The organism is Streptococcus sp. HMSC10E12, assembly GCF_001807855.1.
GTDB lineage: Bacteria > Bacillota > Bacilli > Lactobacillales > Streptococcaceae > Streptococcus > Streptococcus salivarius.
Genome location: NZ_KV791092.1, coordinates 49078 through 72037, shown reverse-complemented (window position 1 = coordinate 72037; position 22960 = coordinate 49078). Strand labels below are relative to the sequence as shown.

Below are 22960 nucleotides of genomic sequence, written 5' to 3'. Positions count from 1 at the left end.
TTATTTGCCCTCCTTAGATTTATTGAAGAATTTTGAGAGATAGAGTTCTTTTGTTCCAAGAAGTCCACCTGGACGGAAGAGCATTACAAGAATCAAAGCCAAGGCGTAAATAATCATACGAAGGTTTGAAACGTTTTGGAGGAACATGTTGATAATACCAAGAACAACAGCGGCAATGATAGTACCTGTGATAGATCCAAGACCACCAAGAACGGCAATGATAAGGTAATCAATTGATTTCATGATAGTGAAATCTTTTGGCACAACTGTACCGATGTAGCTGACATAAAGTGAACCAGCAATCGCTGAAATCATGGCACCAATAACAAAGATAAGAACCTTCATTTTTGTGACATTAACACCCATTGACTCAGCAGCAATTTCATCTTCACGAAGAGTGATTGCTTGACGTCCAGTTGCTGAACGCAAGAAGTTGAGTACCAAAATTGTAATGATAACGACAAAGAAATAAATTACAGGCCAACTTGTATAAGGAAGGATACCTGTCAAACCAGCGGCACCATTAGTCAATTCACCACCATTAACGATAATGATACGGATGATTTCAGCCATACCAAGAGTTGCAATGGCAAGGTAGTCACCTTTCAAACGAAGGGTAGGTAGACCAAAGATAAGGGCAACAATAGCTGCGATGATGACACCGACAACCATTGAGAGGTAGAAACCGTCATATGTTGGCATCATACCAGTGATGATAGCTGATGAATAGGCACCAATTGCCATGAAACCAGCTTGTCCAAGTGTAAATTGTCCTGAGAAACCAAGAACCAGGTTAGTACCAAGTCCCATAAGAATTGAGATTCCAATCCCCATTAAGATTTGGATGTAGTAAAGGTTCATGATACCTGAAAGTTCAAGACCTTTCAAGATAAGGAAGAGCCCAATGATAAGACCAAACCAAATAAGGTTTACTTTTAGATTTTTCTTCATGTCTTACACCTTCTCTTTCACATTTTTACCGAGGATACCCGCTGGACGAACCAAAAGGATAACGATCAAGACACCATAAACGATGGCATCACGGTAACTTGACAAACCAATTGCAGTTGATAATGTCTCCAAAATACCGATAACAAATCCACCAAGTGCTGCACCAGGGATAATACCGATACCACCAAGAACGGCAGCAACAAAGGCTTTAATACCTGGTGTCATACCCATAAGAGGTTCGATAGAGTTATAGTAAAGACCAATAAGGACACCCGCCGCCCCTGCTAGTGATGATCCAAGAGCAAAAGTGAAGCTGATAGTGTTATTAACATTAATACCCATCAATTCAGCTGCATCACTGTCTACAGATACGGCACGCATAGCTTTACCCATCTTAGTCTTTTTAACAATCAATTGAAGAGCAACCATAAGGACAAGGGCAACTACCAAGATAAGCAATTGCACATTTGTTACAGAGATTGATCCAAGATGATAAGTCTCAATTGCAATCTTTTGAGGGAATGAACGTGTATCTGCACCTACAAAGAGAACCATGATGTACTCAAGGAAGAATGAGACACCAATAGCCGTAATCAAGGCAGAAATACGTGTCGAATTACGGAGTGGGCGATAAGCCAAGAACTCAATGACAACCCCTAAAATCGCACAGACAAGCATAGCAAAGACAAGGGCAACCCAGAAATTCATTCCGAGGCTATTAATCGCATAGTAACCAACGAAGGCACCCATCATATAGATGTCTCCATGGGCAAAGTTAATCAATTTGATAATCCCATAAACCATGGTATATCCAAGGGCAAGTAAGGCATAGATACTACCCAAGATGATACCATTGACTAGTTGTTGGGGAAGTTGTTCAAAAAACATATTTAACCAAACTTTCTAGTTCATTTTTAGTATAGATAACAGATTATTTTTCAATTTCAACGGCTTCCGCTGAAACCTCTTCACCATTATCTCTTTTAACCATAAGAGCTGCTTTAATAGGGTTATGATCCTTATCAATCGTCATTTTACCTGTAACCCCGACAAAGTTTTTCAATTGTGCTAAGTTATCAGCAATATCAACTGATGTTTTCGCATCTTTTGATGCTTCTGCAATCATATAAACAGAATCGTAAGCTAGAGCAGCAAACATATTCGGGTCAGTGTTGTAGGCTTTCTTATATGCTTCGATGAATCCTGATGCCTTGTCAGAAAGAGCAACATTTGTTGAATATCCTGATACATAGTAGACGTTTGAAGCATTCTTTTTACCTGCAAGCTCAGTAAATTTCGCATCACTGAATCCGTCAGGTCCAAGGATTGGTTTATCAATTCCAAGGTCACGTGCTTGTTTAGTGATAATACCAGTCTCAGTATAGTAACCAGGCATTACAATAGCATCATAATCAAGGTCTTTAAATTTAGTCAAGGCTGACTGATAATCCTTGTCCCCTGAAGCAAAGGTAGCTTCAGTAACGATTTGACCTTTATACTCACGCTTGAATTCATCCGCAATACCTTTGGCATAATCTGAAGCATTATCATAGTAGAGAACTACTTTCTTAGCATTCAAATTATTGTAAGAATAAGCTGCCAAAACTTTACCTTGGTAACTATCCTTGAAGGTTGTACGGAAAACGAATTTCTTCGTACCTTTAGCATCTACCGTAAGGTCGTCCTGCGTACCTGAAGGTGTCAGCAAAGGAACCCCTGTTTTTTGTGATACGAGGCTAGCCGCAGCAACAGCACCTGATGTCGCTGGACCAACGATAGCATTTACATTACTCTGAATAGCCAAGTTCGTTGAAGATGTTGAAGCTTCAGCATTTTCAGATTTATTATCTTTTGTGACAAGCTCAAGCTTTTTGCCATCGACGCCACCAGCTTTGTTAATTTCGTCAACAGCCAACTTAATACCATTCTGCTCCGCCTTACCATAGGCTGCAACGGCACCTGTCAACTCCATGTTAACACCAATTTTGATTGTATCGCCAATCTTAGTACCATTGGCATTAGCAGTCACATCTGGTGACTTGCCACAGGCAACCAAGAAAATGGAAGCAAAAAAGGCTAACACAATAAGTGTGATCTTTTTAGACATAAGATTTCTCCTTAATATTTTCTTAAAAAAGTTCATCTTATAGCTTACAGAATTATCAGACAATTGTCAACTACACATAACTAAGCTTTAGCGACAGTAATCGTTTCCATTACTTTAAGAATAACTCTTTAAAAAGAAAAAAACTTTTCTCTTATTAAAGAGAAAAGTTCTTAAACGGTTCAGGGACTGAGGTGTCGTAACGTTCCAGACTACCTACAAAGTCCATATCAATATCAGAATAGTAAGAAGGCAGAACTTTTTTCACTGCTTTCATTCCATCGAGCTCTTTCAAAATATCCTCGACCTTGTCCTCATCTACATAAAGGTGCACATAACGCATCTTAAAAGAATGGTAGACAACATCCCCAAACTTGGCAATTTTACGTAAGTCTCTATTGTAGTATAAATAAACAATAATGCCTTGACGCTTAATCATGACTCATCTTCTCCTTTATGTTAGTGTCTCCCTTTTTATGATGTGGTTTATGAGGGGCAAGAGGTAGCCCAGTATCAATAAAAATCTGATTTGAAACAGCTTGGGCAATCTCCTCACCAAGATTGGCTAAAATAGTCTGTAAATCGAACTCTGCCTGACGATAGCCAATAACCACCTCGTTTAAATCAATTTGACGCTTCATTCGCAAAACCTGACGTTTCAACTCTCTCACATCTGGTCTAAAAGCCTCATACGCCTTAGCAGTATCATAGCTATCCTTTAATTTTTGAAATGCAAAGAGTTGCTCTTGAAGTTCTCTATCATTTTCGAATTTCTGGCGTTTTAAACGATAATTCTCTACCTCAGGTAGCTTTAGAAAATACGAAACAAGATACTCTATAGCTTGATCAATCGCAAGCAACTCCTCATTGATTATTAACATGTTTTCTATTATAACACAAAAAGCCAGATGAAACGGTCCTTATACAACCGATTTGCATCTGACTTTTGTTTAAGACAAGCTCAGTTTATTTTAATTGGTTATTAGCCATGATTTCATCGATGAAACCATATTCAAGCGTTTCTTGAGCACTCATCCAATTGTCACGTTCAGCGTCTACATGAACTTTTTCAATTGGTTGTCCAGAATTATCTGCCAAGATTTGCTCCAAGTTATTACGTGTCTTGAGCAAGTGTTCAGCTGCGATAGCCATGTCTGTTTGTTGCGTACCGCCACCAGTACCACCCATTGGTTGGTGAATCATGTACTCTGCATTCGGCAACATGAAACGTTTACCTTTTGTACCGCTTGAAGCGATAATTGTTCCCATAGATGCTGCCATCCCCATAACGATAGTCTGAACATCAGACTTGATGAAGTTCATTGTATCAACAATGGCAAGACCTGCCGAAACGGATCCACCTGGTGTATTAACATAAAGATAGATATCTTTTGTATTGTCTTGAGCATCCAAGAACAAGAGTTGGGCGATAATTGAGTTTGCCATATTATCTTCAACAGGACCTGTTAACATGATGATACGATCCTTGAGCAAACGTGAGTAAATATCGTAAGAACGCTCACCGCGTGATGTTTGTTCAATTACTACAGGAATCATATGAATCCTCCTTTTAATATTGTCTTGATGCTATTATATGATTTTAGTCAAATTAGGTCAAATAAAAAACATCATTCTTAGCACTCTTTCTAAAAGAGTGCTAAACTCTCCTAAACCAATCTCACTTAAAACTTATTAATCTAGTAAAAAAAGGGAAATTTTCCCTTTTCAACTTATTTTGTACCAAAGAGACGGTCACCTGCATCTCCAAGACCTGGAACAATATAACCGTTTTCATTAAGTTTCTCATCCAAAGATGCTGTGTAGATATCGATATCTGGGTGAGCATCTTGCAATTTTTTGACACCTTCTGGTGCTGCAACTAAGCAAACAAACTTGATATTAGCTGCACCACGTTTTTTAAGTGAGTCTACTGCCAAGATTGCTGAACCACCAGTCGCAAGCATAGGGTCTACTACAAAAATCTGACGTTGATCAATGTCTTCTGGTAATTTAACCAAGTACTCAACCGGCTCAAGAGTTTCCTCGTCACGATACATACCAATATGACCAACTTTAGCTGCTGGTACAAGGCTAAGGAAACCATCGACCATACCAATACCCGCACGAAGAATTGGAACAATCGCCAATTTCTTACCAGAAAGTTGTTTTTGTACAGTTTTGGTAATTGGTGTTTGAATTTCAACCTCTTCGAGAGGAAGGTCACGAGACACTTCGTAACCCATGAGCATAGCAATTTCATTAACTAGCTCACGGAAGTCCTTAGTAGAAGTATCCTCACGACGGAGGATTGAAAGTTTATGTTGAATCAGTGGATGTGAAATAACTTGAAATTTACCCATAATAGTTTCTTCCTTTGCTTTATACTCACTCCATTATATCAAAAAGGCAAAAAAAACGCTTGCTTTACTGCAAACGTTTTTGAAAAGGATTATTTTTTAGGCAAATGAATCTTTCCTGTGACCAAACCATAGCCAAGAAGAGCTAGACTTGCAATTGCTGCAAAGATAGTCGCCAAGATTGAAAGAATGTTGCTCTTTGAACCTTCTGAATCACTTGGTGTCTTAGGAGTCGTAGCAAGTTTGGCAGCAACTTTAGTATTGTTGTCTTTACTTGACTCATCAGACTTAGTTACTTCATCAGCTTTAGCGACTCCGTGAGACTGAACTTCCTCTTCAGACTTCGCTGGTTTTGGAGCTTCTGTTTCAGTGACAGACTCTTCTTTAACAGGAGTCGTTGAAACAGTTGGTCCAGTTGCTACAATAGCCTCTGGTACTGGTGACGCAATCTCTGTAGCTTGAGCTACTGGACGACGGTCACCCACAGAACCCTCTGTTGAAGGTTTCGCAGGAACCTCTACATGATGATCATCTGATGAATTATTATCATTAGATGGGCGATCTGTGAAATAAGGGAACGGATTACGAACTGGAGAATCTGGATTCGTCGGCGTTGCTGGTTTATCTTCTTTATTAGTTGATGGTTGATTATTGTCTGCTGGTTTAGAAGGTGTATCTGGTTTGTTAGACTTATCATCAACAGAATGATTACCTTCTGTTGGACTTACTGGTGTTTCTGGCTTATCTGCCTTCTTGTCTTTACCATCTTTAACAGTTACAGTCAAGACACCGTGAGCTTCAGAAACGCCTGTTGAACCATCAACTGTAGGATAAGTATGTGGTTTAAGACCATAACCCGATACCGCATAATAATCTACATTAAAGTCCTCGTTTGGCAATTTAGCACTGTTTTGATCGCCTACGTGTACCAAGCTTTCACTAGATTTATCCCAAATCCAGTCACCTTGATTCGTCATCTTAGGAAGAACTTCTGTAGTATCATCTGCATTCATCTTGATAAGGAAGCTTGGAGCCCACGTTGATTTATTCTCAGCACCGGCAATTCCACCACGGTTAGTCATGTAAGAAGTTACCAAAAGAGTATCTGATGAGCCTTCAACAGGAACCGCATAGTAAGAATAGGTAGATGTACGCCAGTCAGCTGGTACAGAGGCTGTCAAAACCACACCTGAGCCATTAAGTGGACGATATTCTCCACGGAGGCTATCTGATACGAATCCGAGCATGACAACGTCATCACCGACAGCTTCACGCGCTGCTACAGTACCTTCAGCATCCGTAGATTTATTGATACGTGAAGCAGTGAAGAGGTAATACTTGTTACCCATCTTAACAACACTTGGACGTTCTACTTCATCAGTAACCAAGTGGCTAGTAACAAGTGGTGTGTAAAGTTCAGCTACAGATGGATTTTTCTCATTGTCGTCAAGTTTCAAGATACCAATAGAACCATTTGCCCATGAAGCAAGGTTATAAAGGTGTTTATTATTGACAATATTGAGGAATGACTTAAGGTTAAAGGCGTCATCTCCTCCATAGTTTGACCAGTTGTAGATTTGTTTTTCGCCTTGGTAGTTTTCGTCACCTGTATTTGATTCGAAAATAAGGTAGCGGCTACCGTTATCTTCAATGATGTGTGGGTCACGAAGACAGTAGTTATCTGTACGGTCTGGATTTCCATCGTGGTTGTGGTCATCGTTGAAAGTACTCATGAATTTTGGATAACTTTGATAATGATAGTTATCCCCACCAAAGAGAATGTGGTCATTTTCAACTGACTTAATAACAACTTCGTCGTTTTCAACAGCTAGGTTAAGTGTAGCACTAGCCAATTGTTGCCAGTTCAATTTACCGCCACTAGTATCATTCTTAGTGTAGTAAAGTTGGATACTACCGTCAGAGTTTACCGTCGCTGAACCTGACCATTGTTGGTCATCTTCAAGGGCATTATAACCAAAGATTGGACCCGCATTTTTCCAATGCGTAAAGTCATTATCTCCGTATTTACTATAGAGCAAGTAAATGTGGTTTGAGTTTTTATTTGGTGCACCGGCCATTGAGATAACCAACTGATAACCGTTCCAGTTGCTTACTACACCTGACTCAGCATCTTGGACTGGCCAAGAATCCCAAACGTCGATTTCTTCTTTTTTCATCGTTTGGGCATCAACAGTGTTGAAAGCAGGCATATTGATGATTGTATCTGCTTTAAAGTAAGGAACTGCCAATTTGCTGTCTTGCTTCAAGAAGCTAGCAACGATATCTTTCAAGTTACGGTAAGTCAAGCTAGTACCTGTACCCTTGATAGCATCATCGCTAAAGTCAACTTTATTAAGTGCTTTAATTTCTTCCTCAGTCAAGGCAACGATTTGATCTGAGGTCATATTATCTTCAACAATAGACTTGATACGACCGTTAAGTTTGCTAAGGTTTGCATTAGCAGCGCTGTTTTCAGTAGGTTTAAGGGCTACTTCAGTATGTGTATCAGCTGTTTCTGAGCTTGCTGTTGAAGTTGGTGCTTCTACTGCAGCCTCTGATGTATGAGCTGGAGCAGAAACCGCAGCAACTGTTGATGAAGGTGTTGTTGCATCTGATGAAGATGTCACTACTGTGCTAGACGCCTTTTCTTCGACTACTGATGGAGTTGTGTTGCTTGGTTGTGTCTCTGTAACTGGTGTAGTTGTAACCTCTGAATGTGCAACTGAAGATTCAACTGCTTCTGAAGTTGCCACACTTGTTGCTGTTTCACTGGCTACCGTTAGAGATGCTGTGCTTGTTTCTGGTGTTGCTGTCGCAGTAGCTACAGCTGGTGCTGTTTCTGTAACTTGATCAGCTTTTACCTGAGTGGCACCTAAAAATGCCAAGGTACCAACAAGTGCTGATGTTGCCCCTACTGCGGCAACCTTACGGATGCTATAACGCATCTTTTTGCACTCTGCTTGCTTTGGTGCTACTGTATTTGACTGTGAATTAACTGTACTATCCATATAAAACTCTCCTTTTAGGTTTTTACATGTTTTATTCTATCATTTTTTAATCTAAATTCCAATCTTTTTTTAATGACAAATTGATATTTTTTGTAAAAAACTATTTTTTTGTTAAAATAATAACTACAAAATAAGTAATTTTATCAGGAAATATCACTATATGGAATCAAAATATTCACCTCTAATTTTAGCTCTCGTTTTTTTAATTTTATTTTTTGTTTTTATAATAAAAAATGAGAACGCTAACAATCCTTCCCAAAAAACAAATAAGGTTTCTGTGAGTCAAACCTTTCATCTAGCATCTCATAAAGGATGGTCTAACGACCTACAGACTATCGTGTGGAATCAAGAAAAAAATTACTATGATATCTATTTTCTACACTCTGTGGATGGGGCTACTGATCCTTTTGGACCCAACGGTCAAGATTGGACACATACAACGACTAAAGATTTTATCACCTATAGTAAACAAGAGACTGCTATACCAGCAAAGGGTGGTGACCCTAAAGAGGGGTGGCATTCTGCTTGGACAGGTAGTGTAGTCACAGATAGTCAGGGGATTTCTGGTATCCAAAACGAAGAACCTGTCGCCTATTTTACTGGACTCATGGATGATGGAAGCCAGGCAATCTATGCTAGTGCATCAAATGACAAGGGAGCTAGCTTTACTAATTCCCTAAAAGATGGTAAACCTTTATTGACAAAGGAACAATCCTATAACGGTAAAGATTTCCGCGATCCTTATGTCTTCCACTTCAAAGACAAATTACTCATGTATGTCGCTGAAGGTAACGCCTTAGGTATTTATCAATCTCAAGATGGTATCAACTGGACCAAAGAAGATAGCAAGGGAGACTCCAAAATCCTACCCGAAACATTTTTTAAGGGTCGTAACTGGCAGGACAACGCTCCTATCGAGTGTCCCGTTCTCAAAACAATGACAACAACTGACGGTCAGGACAAGCAAGTTCTCTTTTTTGGAGCTAAGGATACAGCTTCAGGCGAAACAACTGGAACCTACTATACTGTAGGGCATTTAGATGGTAACGGCTTATTTATTGCAGATACAGAAACAAAACGCTTAGATCAAGGCTCAGACTATTATGGCGCTAACTTCACTGGAAGCAATCGAATCGAAGAAAGCAATCATAACCTTATCAGTCTTGGCTGGGTTGGTAATTGGAATTACTTCACGTCAGGCATTCACAGTGACCAAGAGGCCAAGAGTGATTTTCTAAAAACTATCGGTTTTTACACTACACCCAGACAGCTACAACTGGATAAGAACGGTATTATTCAGTCTGCTCCCCTCTATAAAAATGAACAATTAACCCTCAAAAATCAAAACGGCAACATTTCGAGTCAAAGACCACTCACCAGTGACAATAGAAAACCTTGGATTGATAAAAGTCACAATCAGAATGCTAATGGCCTTCTTGACCTTGCTGAAAAAAATAGTGCGGGGTATTACCAACTGCATTTTTCAAATATTAAGAAAGAAGGAGGCTATATCTACATTGATATCTGGCAAGGCTCTGATTACGTTAAAATCGCCTACCAAATAACAAGTGGTACCTATCAGGTCTCTACCTATGCTGCTGAACTGAACAACAGCATGGATGGTAGTCAAACTGCCTCTTCTTACTATTACGATGGACTCTTAGGTAACGGTCAAGGTTATAAAGCTGACAGTCTCTATAAGGAAAATGATAATATCACTATAACGCTTATTACAGACAATCGTAGCTTGGAAATTTTCTTCCCCAATGGCCAAACCTACACTCTAGCCAGATTTAATACCTCTGGCAAGCAGGATGTCAAGGTTTTCTCCACTCAGGAAGATCTACTATTAAACTTGAAAATCTACGATGTACACTCATAACAATAATAAAAGTGATGCTATTTGCATCACTTTTATTATTTTCCAAAGACAGAAACGAGACGTTTAACTCCTTCAGCAACAACTGTAGTTGGCGTAGCTACGTTAAAGCGGAAATGTTTCTCTCCTTCAGAACCAAAAGTAATACCGTCATTTAGCACTACCTTGGCTTCTTCTTTAAGCAAACGTCCAAGTTCATTATGGTCTTGATCATAGGCTGAAAAATCAAGCCAAACCAAGTAAGTTCCCTCAGGTTTCATGACTTTGATATTAGTCTTTTCACTAAGTTCCTTGGTTAAAAGGTCAATATTAGTTTCAAAGACAGTCTTCAATTCCTCTAACCAAGGTTGCCCATAGGTCAGAGCTGCTTGGGTTGTAATCAAACCAATGGTTGGAATTTCATGTTGATTATTTGCCAACTGCTTTTGTTTAAAGGCTTTACGTAAGTCTTCATTTTCAATGATAGTAAAACTGTTTTTGGTACCAGCAATATTAAAGGTTTTAGTAGCCGAACTAAGCACCAAGGTAAAGTCCTTGTAAGCATCTGAAATGGTATTCATAGAGATGTGCTTATTCCCATATAGGGCTAAGTCTTGGTGGATCTCATCAGATACCAAGAGGACACCATGTTTCTGACACAAATCTGCTACCTTGGTCAATTCCTCTTTGGTCCAGACACGCCCACCTGGATTATGTGGGCTACAAAAAACATAAAGTTTAACATCATTCTCGACGATATCACGTTCCAATTGTTCAAAATCAATTTCGAAATGCCCATTAACCTTAACAAGACTATTTTCAATCAATCGACGATTATTCAAACGGACAGAACGAGCAAAAGGCGGATAAACTGGTGTGTTGATGAGAACAGCATCACCTTCTTTGGTAAAGGCTTGAATAGCCGTTGAAATGGCTGGAACAACACCTTCAATGAGAACAATACTCTCTTTATCAACGACGTAACCGTGTTGGTTTTTTTCCCAATTAATGATGGACTGATAAAGCTCTTCACTTGGATAAGGATAACCAAAAATATGTGTCTCAGCATAGTTGATAACTGCATCCCTAATCTCAGGAACAGGTAGGAAGTCCATATCGGCAACCCAAAGCTCAAGTAGTTCTGGATTGCTTTCGGCTTCGTGCCATTTCATGGTATTTTGATCCAAGCGATTTGGTTGTGTTGTAAAATCATAACGTGTCATAGATAACTCCTTAAAGACTAAGGGCATTTTCCAAGTCAGCAATCAAATCTTGTGCTGCTTCAATACCAATTGAAAGACGAAGCAAGTCGTCTGTCAAACCATAGGAAGCACGCACATCACCTGGAATATCTGCGTGGGTTTGTGTCGTTGGGTAGGTAATCAAGCTTTCAACACCACCTAGGCTCTCTGCAAAGGTAAAGACCTTTAGAGAATTGATAATGGTTGGAATCTTGTCTTGATCAGCCACTTTGAAGGAAATCATCCCACCCTTGCCTGGATAGAGAATTTCCTTAACAGCCGGTGACTTTTCTAAGAAAGCTACAACTTCTTGAGCATTAGCTGTCGATGCCTCCATACGAAGTTTTAAGGTCTTAAGACCACGCATGAGCATATAGCTATCAAATGGTGATAAGGTAGGGCCCGTAGTATTGAGGTTATAATAAAGTTTATCGTAAAATTCTTGGTTGCTAGTCACAACAACACCAGCCAAAACATCATTATGACCTGATAGGTATTTAGTAGCTGAATGTACAACGATATCAGCACCTTGAGTAATCGGTGTTTGATAGATTGGGCTATAGAAAGTATTATCAACAATAACCACTGCACCCTTATCATGAGCAATTTTTGCCACTTTTTCAATATCAAACTCAATCATAAGTGGGTTTGTTGGTGTTTCGATGTAGACAATATCAGTATCATCAGTGATAGCCGCAATCATCTCGTCTTCGGTATTAGTGTATTCAAAAAAGAAGCGCCCTTCTTTTTCCTTGTCATTAAACCAACGGAAAGAGCCTCCGTAAAGGTCACGCGCAGCTACAACCTTGCTACCTACTGGGAAAATTTCAAAGGCCAAAACAATGGCGCTCATCCCTGAACTTGTCGCAATAGCATAATCTGCTTTTTCAATAGCTGCAAGTGTTTTTTCCACTGTTGCGCGTGTTGGATTTTTAGTTCGTGTATAGTCAAAACCAGTAGAATGGCCAAATTCTGGATGTTGGTAGGTTGTTGAAAAATGAATCGGTGAAGCCAAGGCTCCTGTTGCTTCATCCGAATTGATTCCTGCGTGTGCCAAAATGGTTTCTAATTGATATTCTTGTGTCATAATGTGCCCTTTCTACATGGTAAAGTGGATATAATCCATATCTATGACCTCTATTTTATCACTATTTTCTGAAAATAATGGTAAGTTCATCATACGGATTCTTGATAGTTAGCTATAGTTTATTTCTATAACCTAAAAATACAGATAGATGCTGTCTATAATTTAAAATAAGCCCAATTTTTGAGAATGTCGAAAATAAGTTTTCAAACGTCAAAAAGTGCCTAAAACATTATAGTTTCAAGCACTAAGAAATGATTTAAAAGTCTTGCTTCAATCTGAGGTTAGCCACTGACTTACTTTTTATCAAATAAGCGATATCTAATTTCTTCCAAAGCCATAATAACAAACGGACAAGCGAGTAAATAGAGCCAATCATCAAGTCCAATAGGCGCAGTGTTAAATAGCGTGTGGAAGAGAGGCACGTAAGACAGGATGATAAAGAGAACAATTTCTAAAACAATCCCTAAGCTAATAATCCGATTAGCAAATGGTTTAAGTTGGAAAATAGATCCCCTACCCTTACGGCTATTCATAGCCATACCAATTTGGGTAAAGATAATAGCACCTAAGGTCATTGTGGTTGCCTCTCGGTAGAGAGGACCTGAGCTAGCCAAATGGTTTAAGTTACCTTGATTAACCCAATAATTAAGGAAGAAAGCCCCCATAGCTAAGGCTGCTTCAATCAGTCCGTACCAGACAAAAGCTTTAATCAATAGTTGGCGATTGAGTAAGCGGTCTGATAAACGTCTTGGTGGCTTATCCATCACTCCTTCTTCAGGTGGTTCAACCCCCAATCCCAAAGCAGGTACCATATCTGTCCCCAAGTCAATAGCTAGGATTTGCATAACCGTTAAGGGAAGAGGTATGCGTCCCAAAGAGAACAAGAAGAAAGCAGAGGGTACAGCTTCAGGTGTATTGGAATTAAAAATATAAGTCAGGAATTTTTGAATATTTCTATAAACCGCACGACCTTCTTCAACAGCATGTACAATCGAAACAAAATGATCATCTGTTAAGATCATATCCGCAGATTCCTTGGCAACATCGGTTCCCGATACCCCCATAGCTACACCGATATCAGCTTTTTTAAGGGCAGGGGCATCATTAACACCATCACCAGTAACAGCGACAACCTCACCAAGCTCCTGAAGTGCATTGACCACACGGTATTTCTGTTCAGGCGCTACACGAGCAAAAACAATTTCCCCTTTAAGCGCTTCTTTGAGCTGGTCGTCATCCATGGCAGCTAGTTCAAGTCCCGAAACAACACGCGCGTCATCCCCTTGTACAATTCCGATTTTCTTAGCAATACTGAGAGCTGTCAAACCATAGTCACCTGTCACCATGATAATACGAATACTGGCTCGATGGCATTTTTCAATAGCCTCTCGCACCCCCTGACGTGGCGGATCACTCATGGCAACTAAACCTAGAAAGACCATATTTTCCTCCAGGGTCTGCATGTCCCACCGGTCTTCTCCAATATGCTCGCTATCTAAAGGTCTATAGGCCACAGCTAAAACACGTAGACCATCACGGGCAAACTTATCGTTAGCCGCAAGGATAGCCTGACGCTCAGTAGCTGTCAATGATTTAATCATCCCTTGATTATCATAGTAATCTGAGCAAAGCTCCATCACTTCTTTTGGAGCACCTTTGGTGATAGATATATGATAACTACCATCCAATCCTGACTCAAGCTTATGCACTGTTGTCATCCGTTTACGATCAGAATCGAAGGGAATTTCCTTGATTCGAGGGGCCCAAGTATGATTGTCATTTAAATTTATTCTTGCTTTTTCGGCGAGAACATTAAGACAAGCCTCAGTTGGATCACCTAAAATCGTATAATTGGGATTATCAGCACTAGGAGCTACAACTTGAGCATTGCTAGCCAAATGTGAGAATCTGACCAAACGATTAAGAAGCTCATTTTCTTCAAGAGAAACAGGCCGTCCTTCCTGCTCAATCTGTCCTTCTGATGCATAACCTAGCCCAGTGACCTCATAACTGTCTGACAAAGTCCACAAGTGGTTAACCGTCATGGCATTTTGCGTCAAAGTCCCTGTTTTATCCGAACAAATAACAGAAGTTGCTCCTAGCGTCTCAACCGAAGACAGCTTCTTAACCAAAGCATGGTCCTTAGCCATGCGCTGAACGGCCATGGCTAGAGAAAGAGTAACTGTGGGAAGAAGCCCCTCAGGAATAAAGGCCACAATCATCCCCAATGCAAAAATAAAGGCTTGAGACAAAGGTTGGTGGACAAATAGAGTCGCTGCCACCATAAAGAAGAGACCTACAGACACCGCAATAACTGAAATCTGTTTAGTCAAATGGTCCAATTCCTTCTGAAGGGGACTCTTTTCCTGAGCAAGATTCTGTGTCAAATCCGCAATCTGTCCAAACTCAGTTTTCATCCCGATAGCAGATACTATAAAATGTCCAGAACCAGAAGAGACTGTAGTCCCCGCAAACACCATATTGTCATACTCTAACTCAGTCTTGTCGGGAGTCAAATCTGCTTGATCTGACTTATAAATAGGATTAGACTCACCAGTGAGGGCAGACTGGTTAACCTGCAAATCTGTCACAGCGACCAAGCGTCCATCTGCAGAAATACGGTCTCCTTCTTCAATGAAAACCAAGTCACCTGGCACCAAGTCCTGAGCTAGAATCTTATCCTCCTTACCATCACGAAGAACTCGCGCATAGGATGGAAGAAGCTTATTAAGAGCTGCCGTAGCCTGACTCGCCCTATATTCTTGAATAAAGCTAAAGAGACCATTAATAATGTTGACCAACCAAATTGCAATCCCCAACTCTAAGCTATGAGAAAGCATGGCGATAAAGCCACCAACCCACAATAAGAGCGCCATAAGACTAGTAAAATGTCTGAAAAAGGTCAGCCAAATAGGCTCCTTCTTACTTTCCTTCAATTGATTAGGACCATACGTCGCCTGCCTCTCCTTAACCTCTTGTGAGCTCAAACCTTGAGGGCTTGTCTGCAAGACTTGGTAAACTTGTTCAGGAGGATAGGTCCCTAATTTTATATGTTCTTGTCTAGAATCAACCATAATCCTTTCCTCGATTCTAAATCATTAAAACGATTTCATTTTTTCACCCCTATTATACTCCTTTTTCAGAAAAGGTTGAAAAGAAAAAAACCAAGCCACATGACTTGGTTTAAATTTTATTTAATATGTAATTTAGCACGCAGACTAGCTGCTCGGGCACCAAGCAATTGGTCAGCCATACGAGTTACAAGAGCAAGAACGCCATAGACACCGATTCCAAGGCCTCCTCCAATGACCAAGTAAATCACACTACCCATACGGCTTATTGGTGACAGTACAAACTGGAACAACCAATAGAAGACCGCAACTGGGATAGCCATGAGCACTGTAAGGATACAGATGAGCAAGGCTTTTCTAAACACTGTCTTACGACTAAAGTGCGTAACAGTGTGGAGGTGATTATACATGAGAGCAATCGGAACACCTAAACCGATGGCTGTTGAAATAACCGGGCCAAGGGCTCCTAGGAAAATAATCAATGGTAACTGTAGGATTGCCTTAACTAAAACCCCAATCGCAAAATAGTTGATAGCTTTACGGGTTTCAAAGATTGCCTGAAGCATTGGTGCTAAAACGCTGTACAAGGCCAAGAAAATAACTTGAATCAGACTGGCTACAAAGAGCAAGTGGGCCTGACTATCTGGCGCACCATAAAAGACTGTATAAAGTGGTTTAGCTAAAATCACTGATCCTACAATGGCAGGAACAATAAAGAGCAAAAGCAACTGTAAGTTATTGATAATCAGTTTAGCCGCTCCCTTAAGATCTTTCTTAACCATATTTTCCGTCAAGAGTGGAATCCCAACCCCGGCAATAGAAAGAGCAACGGCAATCAAAATCATGGTAATCTTACTTGGGTTTGAAGACAAGTAAGCATAGAGAACCTGAAGTTGACTGTTACTATAGCTTGTAAACTTCTCCATAGTACGGATAAAGGTCCATTGATCAATCAGTTGGAAAAGCTGAATAGCAGATCCAGTGATAATAAAAGGGACAGCTTCCTTAAAGGTTTCAATAACAATTGCAGTTGGATTGATATCCGGATGAACAGCCTGCTTGCCAAAAAGACTCTTGAGCTTGCCCTCCTTCCAAAGGTAGAAGAAAAGCACCCCATAACTAGCCAACATACCGATAAAAGCAGCAAAAGTCGATTGGACAACTGCTGTCACATAATCGCCTGTCCCAATTTTCATGATAAAGAAGGTCGCCAACAGCATCCAAATAACACGGATAATCTGTTCCGCAATTTGACTTAAGGCATAAGGCTTCATATTGTTAAAGCCTTGGAAAAAGCCTCGTAAAACAGACATGGATGGGAAAATAACAACTGCCCAAGAAAGACTACGCATGACGCGAACCAGATCCTCATCTCCCCCAGAAAGGTAAGACATCCACGGCGAAGCAAAGTACATGAAAACGCCAAAGATCAGTCCGAGACCAATCATGTAATACAAGATACGCTTGAGTAAGAAGAAACTCGTCTCCATTTTTCCAAGAGTGTTGTATTTAGACACCTGTTTGGCAATCGCGACTGGAATACCTGCTGTTGAAATCAAGAGGAAAAGAGCATAAATATTATACCCTTGACCAAAGAGGGCATTGGCTTGGTCACCTTGTTTACCCATCCAAGCATACCAAGGAATAATGTAGAGTGCCCCCAATAGACGACTGATAATATTGGATGCTGTCATCCATGCCGTCCCTCTTAGCATCTGCTGCTGCTGTGTATCAGTTTTAGTTTCAGTCATAACTTTCTTTCTAGAGAATAAAATATAATCTAGTTTATTATAAACTTTTGGCTGTGACTTGTAAAACAAGAACATTAAGGCTAAAATAGGAACTATGATTACTATTGAACAAGTTCTAGAGGTTCTTAAAAAGGACCATAATTTTAGAGATATTATCGACCAAGACAACTACTACTATTCATGGACTGGGGTGACTTTTGATCATCTTTCTTATGATAGTCGTGATGTCACACCATTGTCCCTCTTCTTTGCCAAAGGAGCTGCCTTCAAGCCTGAATTTTTAGAGAATGCTGTCAAAGCTGGCTTGCGTTTCTACGTGGCTGAAAAAGATTATCAAGTGGAAATTCCTGCCATTATCGTATCAGATATCAAACAGGCTATGAGCCTCGTTGCTCAGGCCTTCTACCAATACCCTCAAGACAAGCTTAAATTGCTGGCCTTTACTGGGACAAAAGGGAAAACAACAGCAGCCTACTTTGCCTTCAATATTCTCAAGCAAAGTCATAAACCTGCTATGCTTTCAACCATGAACACAACACTAGACGGAAAAACCTTCTTCAAGTCTACCTTAACAACACCTGAGAGTTTGGACCTTTTCCGTATGATGGCTGAAGCTGTTACTAATGACATGACCCATCTGATTATGGAAGTCTCAAGTCAAGCCTATCTGACAAAGCGTGTCTATGGATTGACTTTTGATGTAGGTGTCTTTCTTAACATCAGCCCAGACCATATTGGGCCTATTGAACACCCAACCTTTGAAGACTACTTCTACCATAAGCGTCTCCTCTTGGAAAACAGTCGAGTTGTTATCGTCAATAGCGGTATGGATCACTTTGATTTTATCGCTGAGGAAGTTGCGGATAAAGAGCATGACTTCTATGGTAAAAACTCTGACAATGCTGTTAAACATGGCTCAGGTTTTAGCTTTAAGGCAAGTGGGAAGTTAGCCGGTGACTATGATATCCAACTCATCGGTGACTTTAACCAGGACAATGCTATGGCTGCTGGTCTGGCCTGCCTACGTCTCGGAGCTAACCTTCAAGACATCAAGGAAGGAATCGCTCAAACCTCTGTTCCAGGGCGTATGGAGGTTCTAACCCAAACTAATGGAGCTAAGACATTTGTTGACTATGCTCACAATGGGGATAGCCTAGATAAACTCTTACAAGTCGTAACCAGCCATCAAGATGGTCGTATTAGTCTAATTCTAGGGGCTCCTGGAAATAAGGGTGAAAGTCGTCGTAAAGACTTTGGACATGTCCTCAATACCTACCCTGATGTTGATGTCATCCTAACAGCTGATGATCCTAACAAGGAAGATCCTCTTGCTATCTGTCAGGAAATTGCTAGCCACATCAGTCGTGAGGTTCGTATCATTGTTGATCGAGAGAAAGCTATTAAAACAGCAATGTCTGAGACTATAGACTCCAAAGACGCTGTGGTTATCGCTGGTAAAGGTGCCGATGCCTTCCAAATCGTAAATGGAAAACGTGATAACTATGCTGGCGATATTGAAGTCGCTAAGAAATATTTGTAAAGATTTAATTAAAAAGATTCAATGATGTGTCATTGAATCTTTTTAATTCATCTCATTTTTACAAATTAAAGCAATACTACCGATAACGTCTCAATTGAGGTGGTTCATAAGACTGGACGAAAGCTTCAATTTCTGAAAAATCATCTGTAAAGAGGAATTTTGCTGCTGTTTCAGCCTCCAAAAAATCATGAGTAACCATGGTATCTAACATCGTTTTCATAACATCATAATAGCCATTGAGATTGAAGAAAACACAGGGTTTGTCCAACCTACCGACTCGAGCAGCTGCAATAGCTTCAGAGATTTCTTCCAATGTCCCTAGACCTCCTGGAAGTGCGATAAAGAGATCTCCTTGCTCTAGCATGGCAGTCTTTCGTTCTGCCATAGTTTCTACTATCGTCATTGAGGTTAATCCCTCATAAGCTATCTCCCTATCTTTGAGAAATTGTGGCATAATGCCATGAGCCTGTCCACCATTTTCCAAAACCGTATCACCAAGAACTCCCATAAGTCCCATCTTACTGCCACCATAGACTAAGGTATGCCCATTTTTAGCAATCCACTGACCCAAGGTAATTGTTGCTTTCTTAAAGCTAGGACTATCACCCATATTAGCACCCAAATAGACCGTTACTTTCATTGAAGCCCTCCTTTTTATTCTATTATAACGCAAAATTCCTGCCATAACTGACAGGAATTTTTTCTTAGTCTTTACGCTCCAAATTACGAAGCATTTCATCAATTTTATTACCGTATTCGATAGACTCATCCTTAATGAAGGTCAAATCTGGAATCTTATACATGGTCAATTTTTTACCAAGTTCACGCTTGATTGTACCAGTAGCCTTTTCAAGACCAGTTTGTGCTTTTTGGTTATCTGAGGCCAAGGTTGAATGAATGGTGTAAAAAATCTTAGCAGCTGACAAATCACCAAGCATCTGTACATCTGTGATAGTGACATCCTGCACGCGTGGATCACGAACCTTCTTTTGAAGAATTTCATTGACCTCACGTTTGATTTCCATACCAACACGGTCTACACGAAATGAATTTCCCATAGTCTTATCCTTTCTCTCTTATTATGATGGAACAAAAGCCAGGCCAGATGACCTAGCTTTGTCTCCTAAGTAAGCTTTTTTTTAAGCTAACAAAATTAACGTTTAATTTCTTCCATAATGTAAGCTTCGATAACGTCATCAACTTTAATATCGTTGTAGTTTTCAATCATCAAACCACCCTCTTGAGCGTTTCCGACTTCTTTAACGTCATCTTTAAAGTGTTTCAAGCTTGCCAATTTACCATCAAAAATAACGACACCATCACGAATCACACGGGCACTTGAATCACGAGTGATTTTACCACTAGTAACCATGAACCCACCGATTGTTCCGACTTTAGAAACTCTGAAGGTTTCACGGATAATAGCTTCACCCATGACTTTTTCTTCAAACTCAGGATCAAGCATCCCTTTCATGGCATCTTCGATTTCTTCGATAACCTTGTAGATGATGCTGTGAAGACGAATTTCAACTTCATCAGTTTCCGCTTGTTGACGTGCTTGTGGTGTAGGACGAACGTTAAATCCGATAACAACAGCATCTGAAGCTTCCGCAAGAGTAATATCAGATTCGTTGATAGCACCTACTGCTGAGTGAACAACATTAACACGAACACCTTCAACATCAATCTTGAGAAGTGATGCTGCCAAGGCTTCAACAGAACCTTGTACGTCGGCCTTGATGATAACATTAACAGTCTTCAATTCACCAGCTTTAAGGGTATCAAAGAGGTTATCAAGGCTAACACGATGTGTTTGTTGACGTTGTTTCATAAGGGCACGTTTGGCACGTTCTTCACCGGCTGCACGAGCTGCTTTTTCATCTTCATAAACGGCAAAATGGTCACCCGCCATAGGCGCTTCGTTCAAACCAGTAATTGAAACTGGTGTTGATGGTGCTGCAGTCTTAATACGACGACCAAGGTCATTAGTCATAGCACGGACACGTCCGAAGGTATTACCAACAACGATTGGGTCTTGAACATGCAAGGTACCTTGTTGAACAAGGAGGGTTGCGACCGCACCTTTACCTTTATCCAAACGCGCTTCAATAACGGTACCGATGGCACGAACTGTTGGGTCAGCTTTAAGTTCTTCCACTTCAGCCACAAGAAGAACTGTTTCAAGCAATTCTTCAATATTTTGACCAAACTTCGCTGAAATTTCAACGAATTCGCTATCCCCACCCCATGCAGTTGAGATAACGCCATGCTCTGCCAATTCACCGATTACACGCTCTGGGTTAGCACCTGGTTTATCAATCTTGTTAATCGCAACAATGATTGGAACACCAGCAGCCTTAGAGTGGTTGATGGCTTCAATAGTTTGTGGCATAACACCGTCATCCGCAGCGACAATCAAGATAGTAATATCTGTAACAGAAGCACCACGGGCACGCATAGATGTAAAGGCCGCGTGTCCTGGAGTATCAAGGAAGGTGATTTTCTTACCACCCTCTTCAATTTGGTAGGCACCAATATGCTGTGTGATACCACCAGCTTCTCCAGTCGCAACACGTGAGTTACGAAGGGTATCAAGAAGGGTTGTTTTACCATGGTCAACGTGTCCCATGATAGTAACAACTGGTGCACGTTCTACCATAGCATCTTTATTGAGGTAGTCTTCGTCAACAAAGAAACGTTCGATATCAGCATTATCGACTTCTTCTTTCTTGGTTGCTTCAATACCGTAGTCAACCATCAACAACTCAATAGTATCCCCATCAAGAGATTGGTTTTGAGTTGCCATAACACCCATCATGAAGAGTTTCTTAACGATTTCAGCTGGCTCACGTTTAATACGTTTTGCGATTTCTGCAACCGTCATGCCTTCAGTGTATTCAAATTCTTTTGGTAATTCATGGAATTTACGCTCTGTTACTGGTTTTGGAGCTGAATTACCACGGTTATTTTTACCTTTTTTATTTTTGTTTTTATTCCAGTTACTATTTCGTTGATTTCTCACTTGGTTTTGATTATTCCACTTATTATTTCTTGTTTGCTTAGGTCCATCTTCATTCTCGCGACGATTATCACGTGATTTATCTGGACGTGCCTTTTTACGACGTGTATCTTGTGCTTGCGCAGCTGGAGCTGGTTGAGCAGCCGGTGCTGGCTTGGGAGCTGGCTTAGCTTCAGCAACTGCTTTTTGAGCAGCGACTTCAGCCTGTTGTTTTTCTTTTCTTGCCTTTTCTTGCTCTTTCGCACGGCGTTGCTCTGCAGCTTTTTCTTCACGGAAGCGTGTTTCACTTTGACGTGAATATTCTGCATTTTGCTCTGCTTTCAAGGCTGCTGCACGCGCTTTAAAGTCAATACGTGGACCTGCCTGATTGTTGCGGGCAGCATCGTTACGTTTATTTCGACCTTGATCATTGCGCTGTTTACCTTGGAAATTACGGTCACGATTACTATTGTTACCGCGGTTCCCATTATTACGGTTGCCTTGACCATTTACATTTTGGTTGCGACGATTATTATTCTGACGTTTACCTTGATCGTTTCCTTGTTGATTTCGGTTACGATTACGGTTGTCACGGCCTCCGCCGTTTTGACGACGCTCTGCTTCTGCCTTGGCACGTGCTTCACGTTCTGCCTTAAAATTACGGCTTTGTGGTTTTTTCGGAGTCGCAGGGGCTTCTTTGACTTCAGCCTTTGATGTTTCTTTAGCTGGAGCTGATTTGGCAACAGGTACCTTATCAACCTTAGGCGCTACCTTTTCCTCTTTAGGAGTTGGTGTCGCTTTAGGAGCTGGCTTGCTTTCAGCCTTAGCTGTTCTCCCTTTTAAACTTGAAGTGATACGATTAGCATCAGCTTCTTCAACTGATGAGGAATGGCTCTTCACAGAAAGACCAAGTTCTTGAGCTTTTGCAACAACAACCTTGCTTTCTACACCAACCTCTTTTGCGATTTCATACAATCGTTTCTTTGACACGTGA

Annotated in this window: 17 protein-coding genes; 2 read left to right on the top strand and 15 right to left on the bottom strand. The window is 40.5% G+C overall.

Annotation, left to right across the window (positions count from 1 at the left end; translation table 11 throughout):
* From HMPREF3112_RS06005 to HMPREF3112_RS05970, 8 genes are all read right to left on the bottom strand, one after another.
* Positions 1 to 951 carry a branched-chain amino acid ABC transporter permease gene (locus HMPREF3112_RS06005; protein WP_002883720.1) on the bottom strand — a complete coding sequence of 317 codons (951 nt, stop codon included), beginning with the start codon at positions 949 to 951 and terminating at the stop codon, positions 1 to 3.
* A 3-nt stretch (positions 952 to 954) separates the two neighbouring features.
* Positions 955 to 1839 (bottom strand): branched-chain amino acid ABC transporter permease, encoded by an 885-nt coding sequence (locus HMPREF3112_RS06000; RefSeq protein WP_002890014.1) that lies wholly within the window; start codon positions 1837 to 1839, stop codon positions 955 to 957.
* A 43-nt stretch (positions 1840 to 1882) separates the two neighbouring features.
* Positions 1883 to 3058 (bottom strand): ABC transporter substrate-binding protein, encoded by a 1176-nt coding sequence (locus tag HMPREF3112_RS05995; protein WP_037599046.1) that lies wholly within the window; start codon positions 3056 to 3058, stop codon positions 1883 to 1885.
* 154 nt (positions 3059 to 3212) lie between these two features.
* Positions 3213 to 3494, bottom strand: a complete 282-nt coding sequence (locus tag HMPREF3112_RS05990; RefSeq protein WP_037599045.1) for a DUF2129 domain-containing protein — start codon at positions 3492 to 3494, stop codon at positions 3213 to 3215.
* Complete coding sequence (locus HMPREF3112_RS05985) at positions 3487 to 3936, bottom strand: YlbF/YmcA family competence regulator (protein ID WP_037599044.1); 450 nt, start codon at positions 3934 to 3936, stop codon at positions 3487 to 3489. Before HMPREF3112_RS05985 ends, HMPREF3112_RS05990 begins: the two co-directional genes overlap by 8 nt.
* Before the next feature lie 85 nt (positions 3937 to 4021).
* Entirely contained in the window at positions 4022 to 4612 is a 591-nt protein-coding gene (locus HMPREF3112_RS05980; RefSeq protein ID WP_002883818.1) for an ATP-dependent Clp protease proteolytic subunit, read from the bottom strand.
* Between the two features lie 173 nt (positions 4613 to 4785).
* Positions 4786 to 5415, bottom strand: coding sequence for a uracil phosphoribosyltransferase (gene upp, locus HMPREF3112_RS05975; protein WP_002883819.1), 630 nt, complete (start codon positions 5413 to 5415; stop codon positions 4786 to 4788).
* A gap of 89 nt (positions 5416 to 5504) precedes the next feature.
* Entirely contained in the window at positions 5505 to 8420 is a 2916-nt protein-coding gene (locus HMPREF3112_RS05970; RefSeq protein ID WP_037599043.1) for a glycoside hydrolase family 68 protein, read from the bottom strand.
* Between the two features lie 160 nt (positions 8421 to 8580).
* On the opposite strand from HMPREF3112_RS05970, the gene HMPREF3112_RS05965 reads away from it, so the two are divergent.
* Positions 8581 to 10302: a glycoside hydrolase family 32 protein gene (locus HMPREF3112_RS05965; RefSeq protein WP_048674271.1), complete on the top strand. Its 1722-nt coding sequence runs from the start codon at positions 8581 to 8583 to the stop codon at positions 10300 to 10302.
* 35 nt (positions 10303 to 10337) lie between these two features.
* Here the strand turns inward: HMPREF3112_RS05965 and HMPREF3112_RS05960 are convergent, their stop codons facing one another.
* The 4 genes from HMPREF3112_RS05960 to HMPREF3112_RS05945 form a co-directional block, all read right to left on the bottom strand.
* Complete coding sequence (locus tag HMPREF3112_RS05960) at positions 10338 to 11501, bottom strand: MalY/PatB family protein (RefSeq protein WP_021151464.1); 1164 nt, start codon at positions 11499 to 11501, stop codon at positions 10338 to 10340.
* A gap of 10 nt (positions 11502 to 11511) precedes the next feature.
* Positions 11512 to 12606 (bottom strand): cystathionine gamma-synthase, encoded by a 1095-nt coding sequence (locus HMPREF3112_RS05955; RefSeq protein ID WP_070438651.1) that lies wholly within the window; start codon positions 12604 to 12606, stop codon positions 11512 to 11514.
* A gap of 293 nt (positions 12607 to 12899) precedes the next feature.
* Positions 12900 to 15680, bottom strand: a complete 2781-nt coding sequence (locus HMPREF3112_RS05950) for a cation-translocating P-type ATPase (protein ID WP_070438649.1) — start codon at positions 15678 to 15680, stop codon at positions 12900 to 12902.
* A gap of 116 nt (positions 15681 to 15796) precedes the next feature.
* Positions 15797 to 17428 (bottom strand): putative polysaccharide biosynthesis protein, encoded by a 1632-nt coding sequence (locus HMPREF3112_RS05945; RefSeq protein WP_037604033.1) that lies wholly within the window; start codon positions 17426 to 17428, stop codon positions 15797 to 15799.
* Between the two features lie 94 nt (positions 17429 to 17522).
* On the opposite strand from HMPREF3112_RS05945, the gene HMPREF3112_RS05940 reads away from it, so the two are divergent.
* Positions 17523 to 18968 (top strand): UDP-N-acetylmuramoyl-L-alanyl-D-glutamate--L-lysine ligase, encoded by a 1446-nt coding sequence (locus tag HMPREF3112_RS05940; protein ID WP_070438646.1) that lies wholly within the window; start codon positions 17523 to 17525, stop codon positions 18966 to 18968.
* 76 nt (positions 18969 to 19044) lie between these two features.
* Here the strand turns inward: HMPREF3112_RS05940 and HMPREF3112_RS05935 are convergent, their stop codons facing one another.
* The 3 genes from HMPREF3112_RS05935 to infB form a co-directional block, all read right to left on the bottom strand.
* Positions 19045 to 19608 (bottom strand): LOG family protein, encoded by a 564-nt coding sequence (locus HMPREF3112_RS05935; protein ID WP_070438643.1) that lies wholly within the window; start codon positions 19606 to 19608, stop codon positions 19045 to 19047.
* Between the two features lie 64 nt (positions 19609 to 19672).
* Positions 19673 to 20026 (bottom strand): 30S ribosome-binding factor RbfA, encoded by a 354-nt coding sequence (rbfA, locus tag HMPREF3112_RS05930; protein WP_002883798.1) that lies wholly within the window; start codon positions 20024 to 20026, stop codon positions 19673 to 19675.
* 95 nt (positions 20027 to 20121) lie between these two features.
* Positions 20122 to 22956 carry a translation initiation factor IF-2 gene (infB, locus tag HMPREF3112_RS05925; RefSeq protein ID WP_070438640.1) on the bottom strand — a complete coding sequence of 945 codons (2835 nt, stop codon included), beginning with the start codon at positions 22954 to 22956 and terminating at the stop codon, positions 20122 to 20124.
* Positions 22957 to 22960 lie beyond the last annotated feature (4 nt).

Excerpts from the sequence above, each read along its gene's own strand:
- HMPREF3112_RS06005 (WP_002883720.1), bottom strand. The coding sequence starts at position 951 with ATGAAGAAAAATCTAAAAGTAAACCTTATTTGGTTTGGTCTTATCATT.
- HMPREF3112_RS05980 (WP_002883818.1), bottom strand. The coding sequence starts at position 4,612 with ATGATTCCTGTAGTAATTGAACAAACATCACGCGGTGAGCGTTCTTAC.
- rbfA (WP_002883798.1), bottom strand. The coding sequence starts at position 20,026 with ATGGGAAATTCATTTCGTGTAGACCGTGTTGGTATGGAAATCAAACGT.
- HMPREF3112_RS05985 (WP_037599044.1), bottom strand. The coding sequence starts at position 3,936 with ATGTTAATAATCAATGAGGAGTTGCTTGCGATTGATCAAGCTATAGAG.
- HMPREF3112_RS05960 (WP_021151464.1), bottom strand. The coding sequence starts at position 11,501 with ATGACACGTTATGATTTTACAACACAACCAAATCGCTTGGATCAAAAT.
- upp (WP_002883819.1), bottom strand. The coding sequence starts at position 5,415 with ATGGGTAAATTTCAAGTTATTTCACATCCACTGATTCAACATAAACTT.
- HMPREF3112_RS05970 (WP_037599043.1), bottom strand. The coding sequence starts at position 8,420 with ATGGATAGTACAGTTAATTCACAGTCAAATACAGTAGCACCAAAGCAA.
- HMPREF3112_RS05995 (WP_037599046.1), bottom strand. The coding sequence starts at position 3,058 with ATGTCTAAAAAGATCACACTTATTGTGTTAGCCTTTTTTGCTTCCATT.
- HMPREF3112_RS05940 (WP_070438646.1), top strand. The coding sequence starts at position 17,523 with ATGATTACTATTGAACAAGTTCTAGAGGTTCTTAAAAAGGACCATAAT.
- HMPREF3112_RS05945 (WP_037604033.1), bottom strand. The coding sequence starts at position 17,428 with ATGACTGAAACTAAAACTGATACACAGCAGCAGCAGATGCTAAGAGGG.
- HMPREF3112_RS05965 (WP_048674271.1), top strand. The coding sequence starts at position 8,581 with ATGGAATCAAAATATTCACCTCTAATTTTAGCTCTCGTTTTTTTAATT.
- HMPREF3112_RS05935 (WP_070438643.1), bottom strand. The coding sequence starts at position 19,608 with ATGAAAGTAACGGTCTATTTGGGTGCTAATATGGGTGATAGTCCTAGC.
- HMPREF3112_RS05955 (WP_070438651.1), bottom strand. The coding sequence starts at position 12,606 with ATGACACAAGAATATCAATTAGAAACCATTTTGGCACACGCAGGAATC.
- HMPREF3112_RS06000 (WP_002890014.1), bottom strand. The coding sequence starts at position 1,839 with ATGTTTTTTGAACAACTTCCCCAACAACTAGTCAATGGTATCATCTTG.
- HMPREF3112_RS05990 (WP_037599045.1), bottom strand. The coding sequence starts at position 3,494 with ATGATTAAGCGTCAAGGCATTATTGTTTATTTATACTACAATAGAGAC.
- HMPREF3112_RS05950 (WP_070438649.1), bottom strand. The coding sequence starts at position 15,680 with ATGGTTGATTCTAGACAAGAACATATAAAATTAGGGACCTATCCTCCT.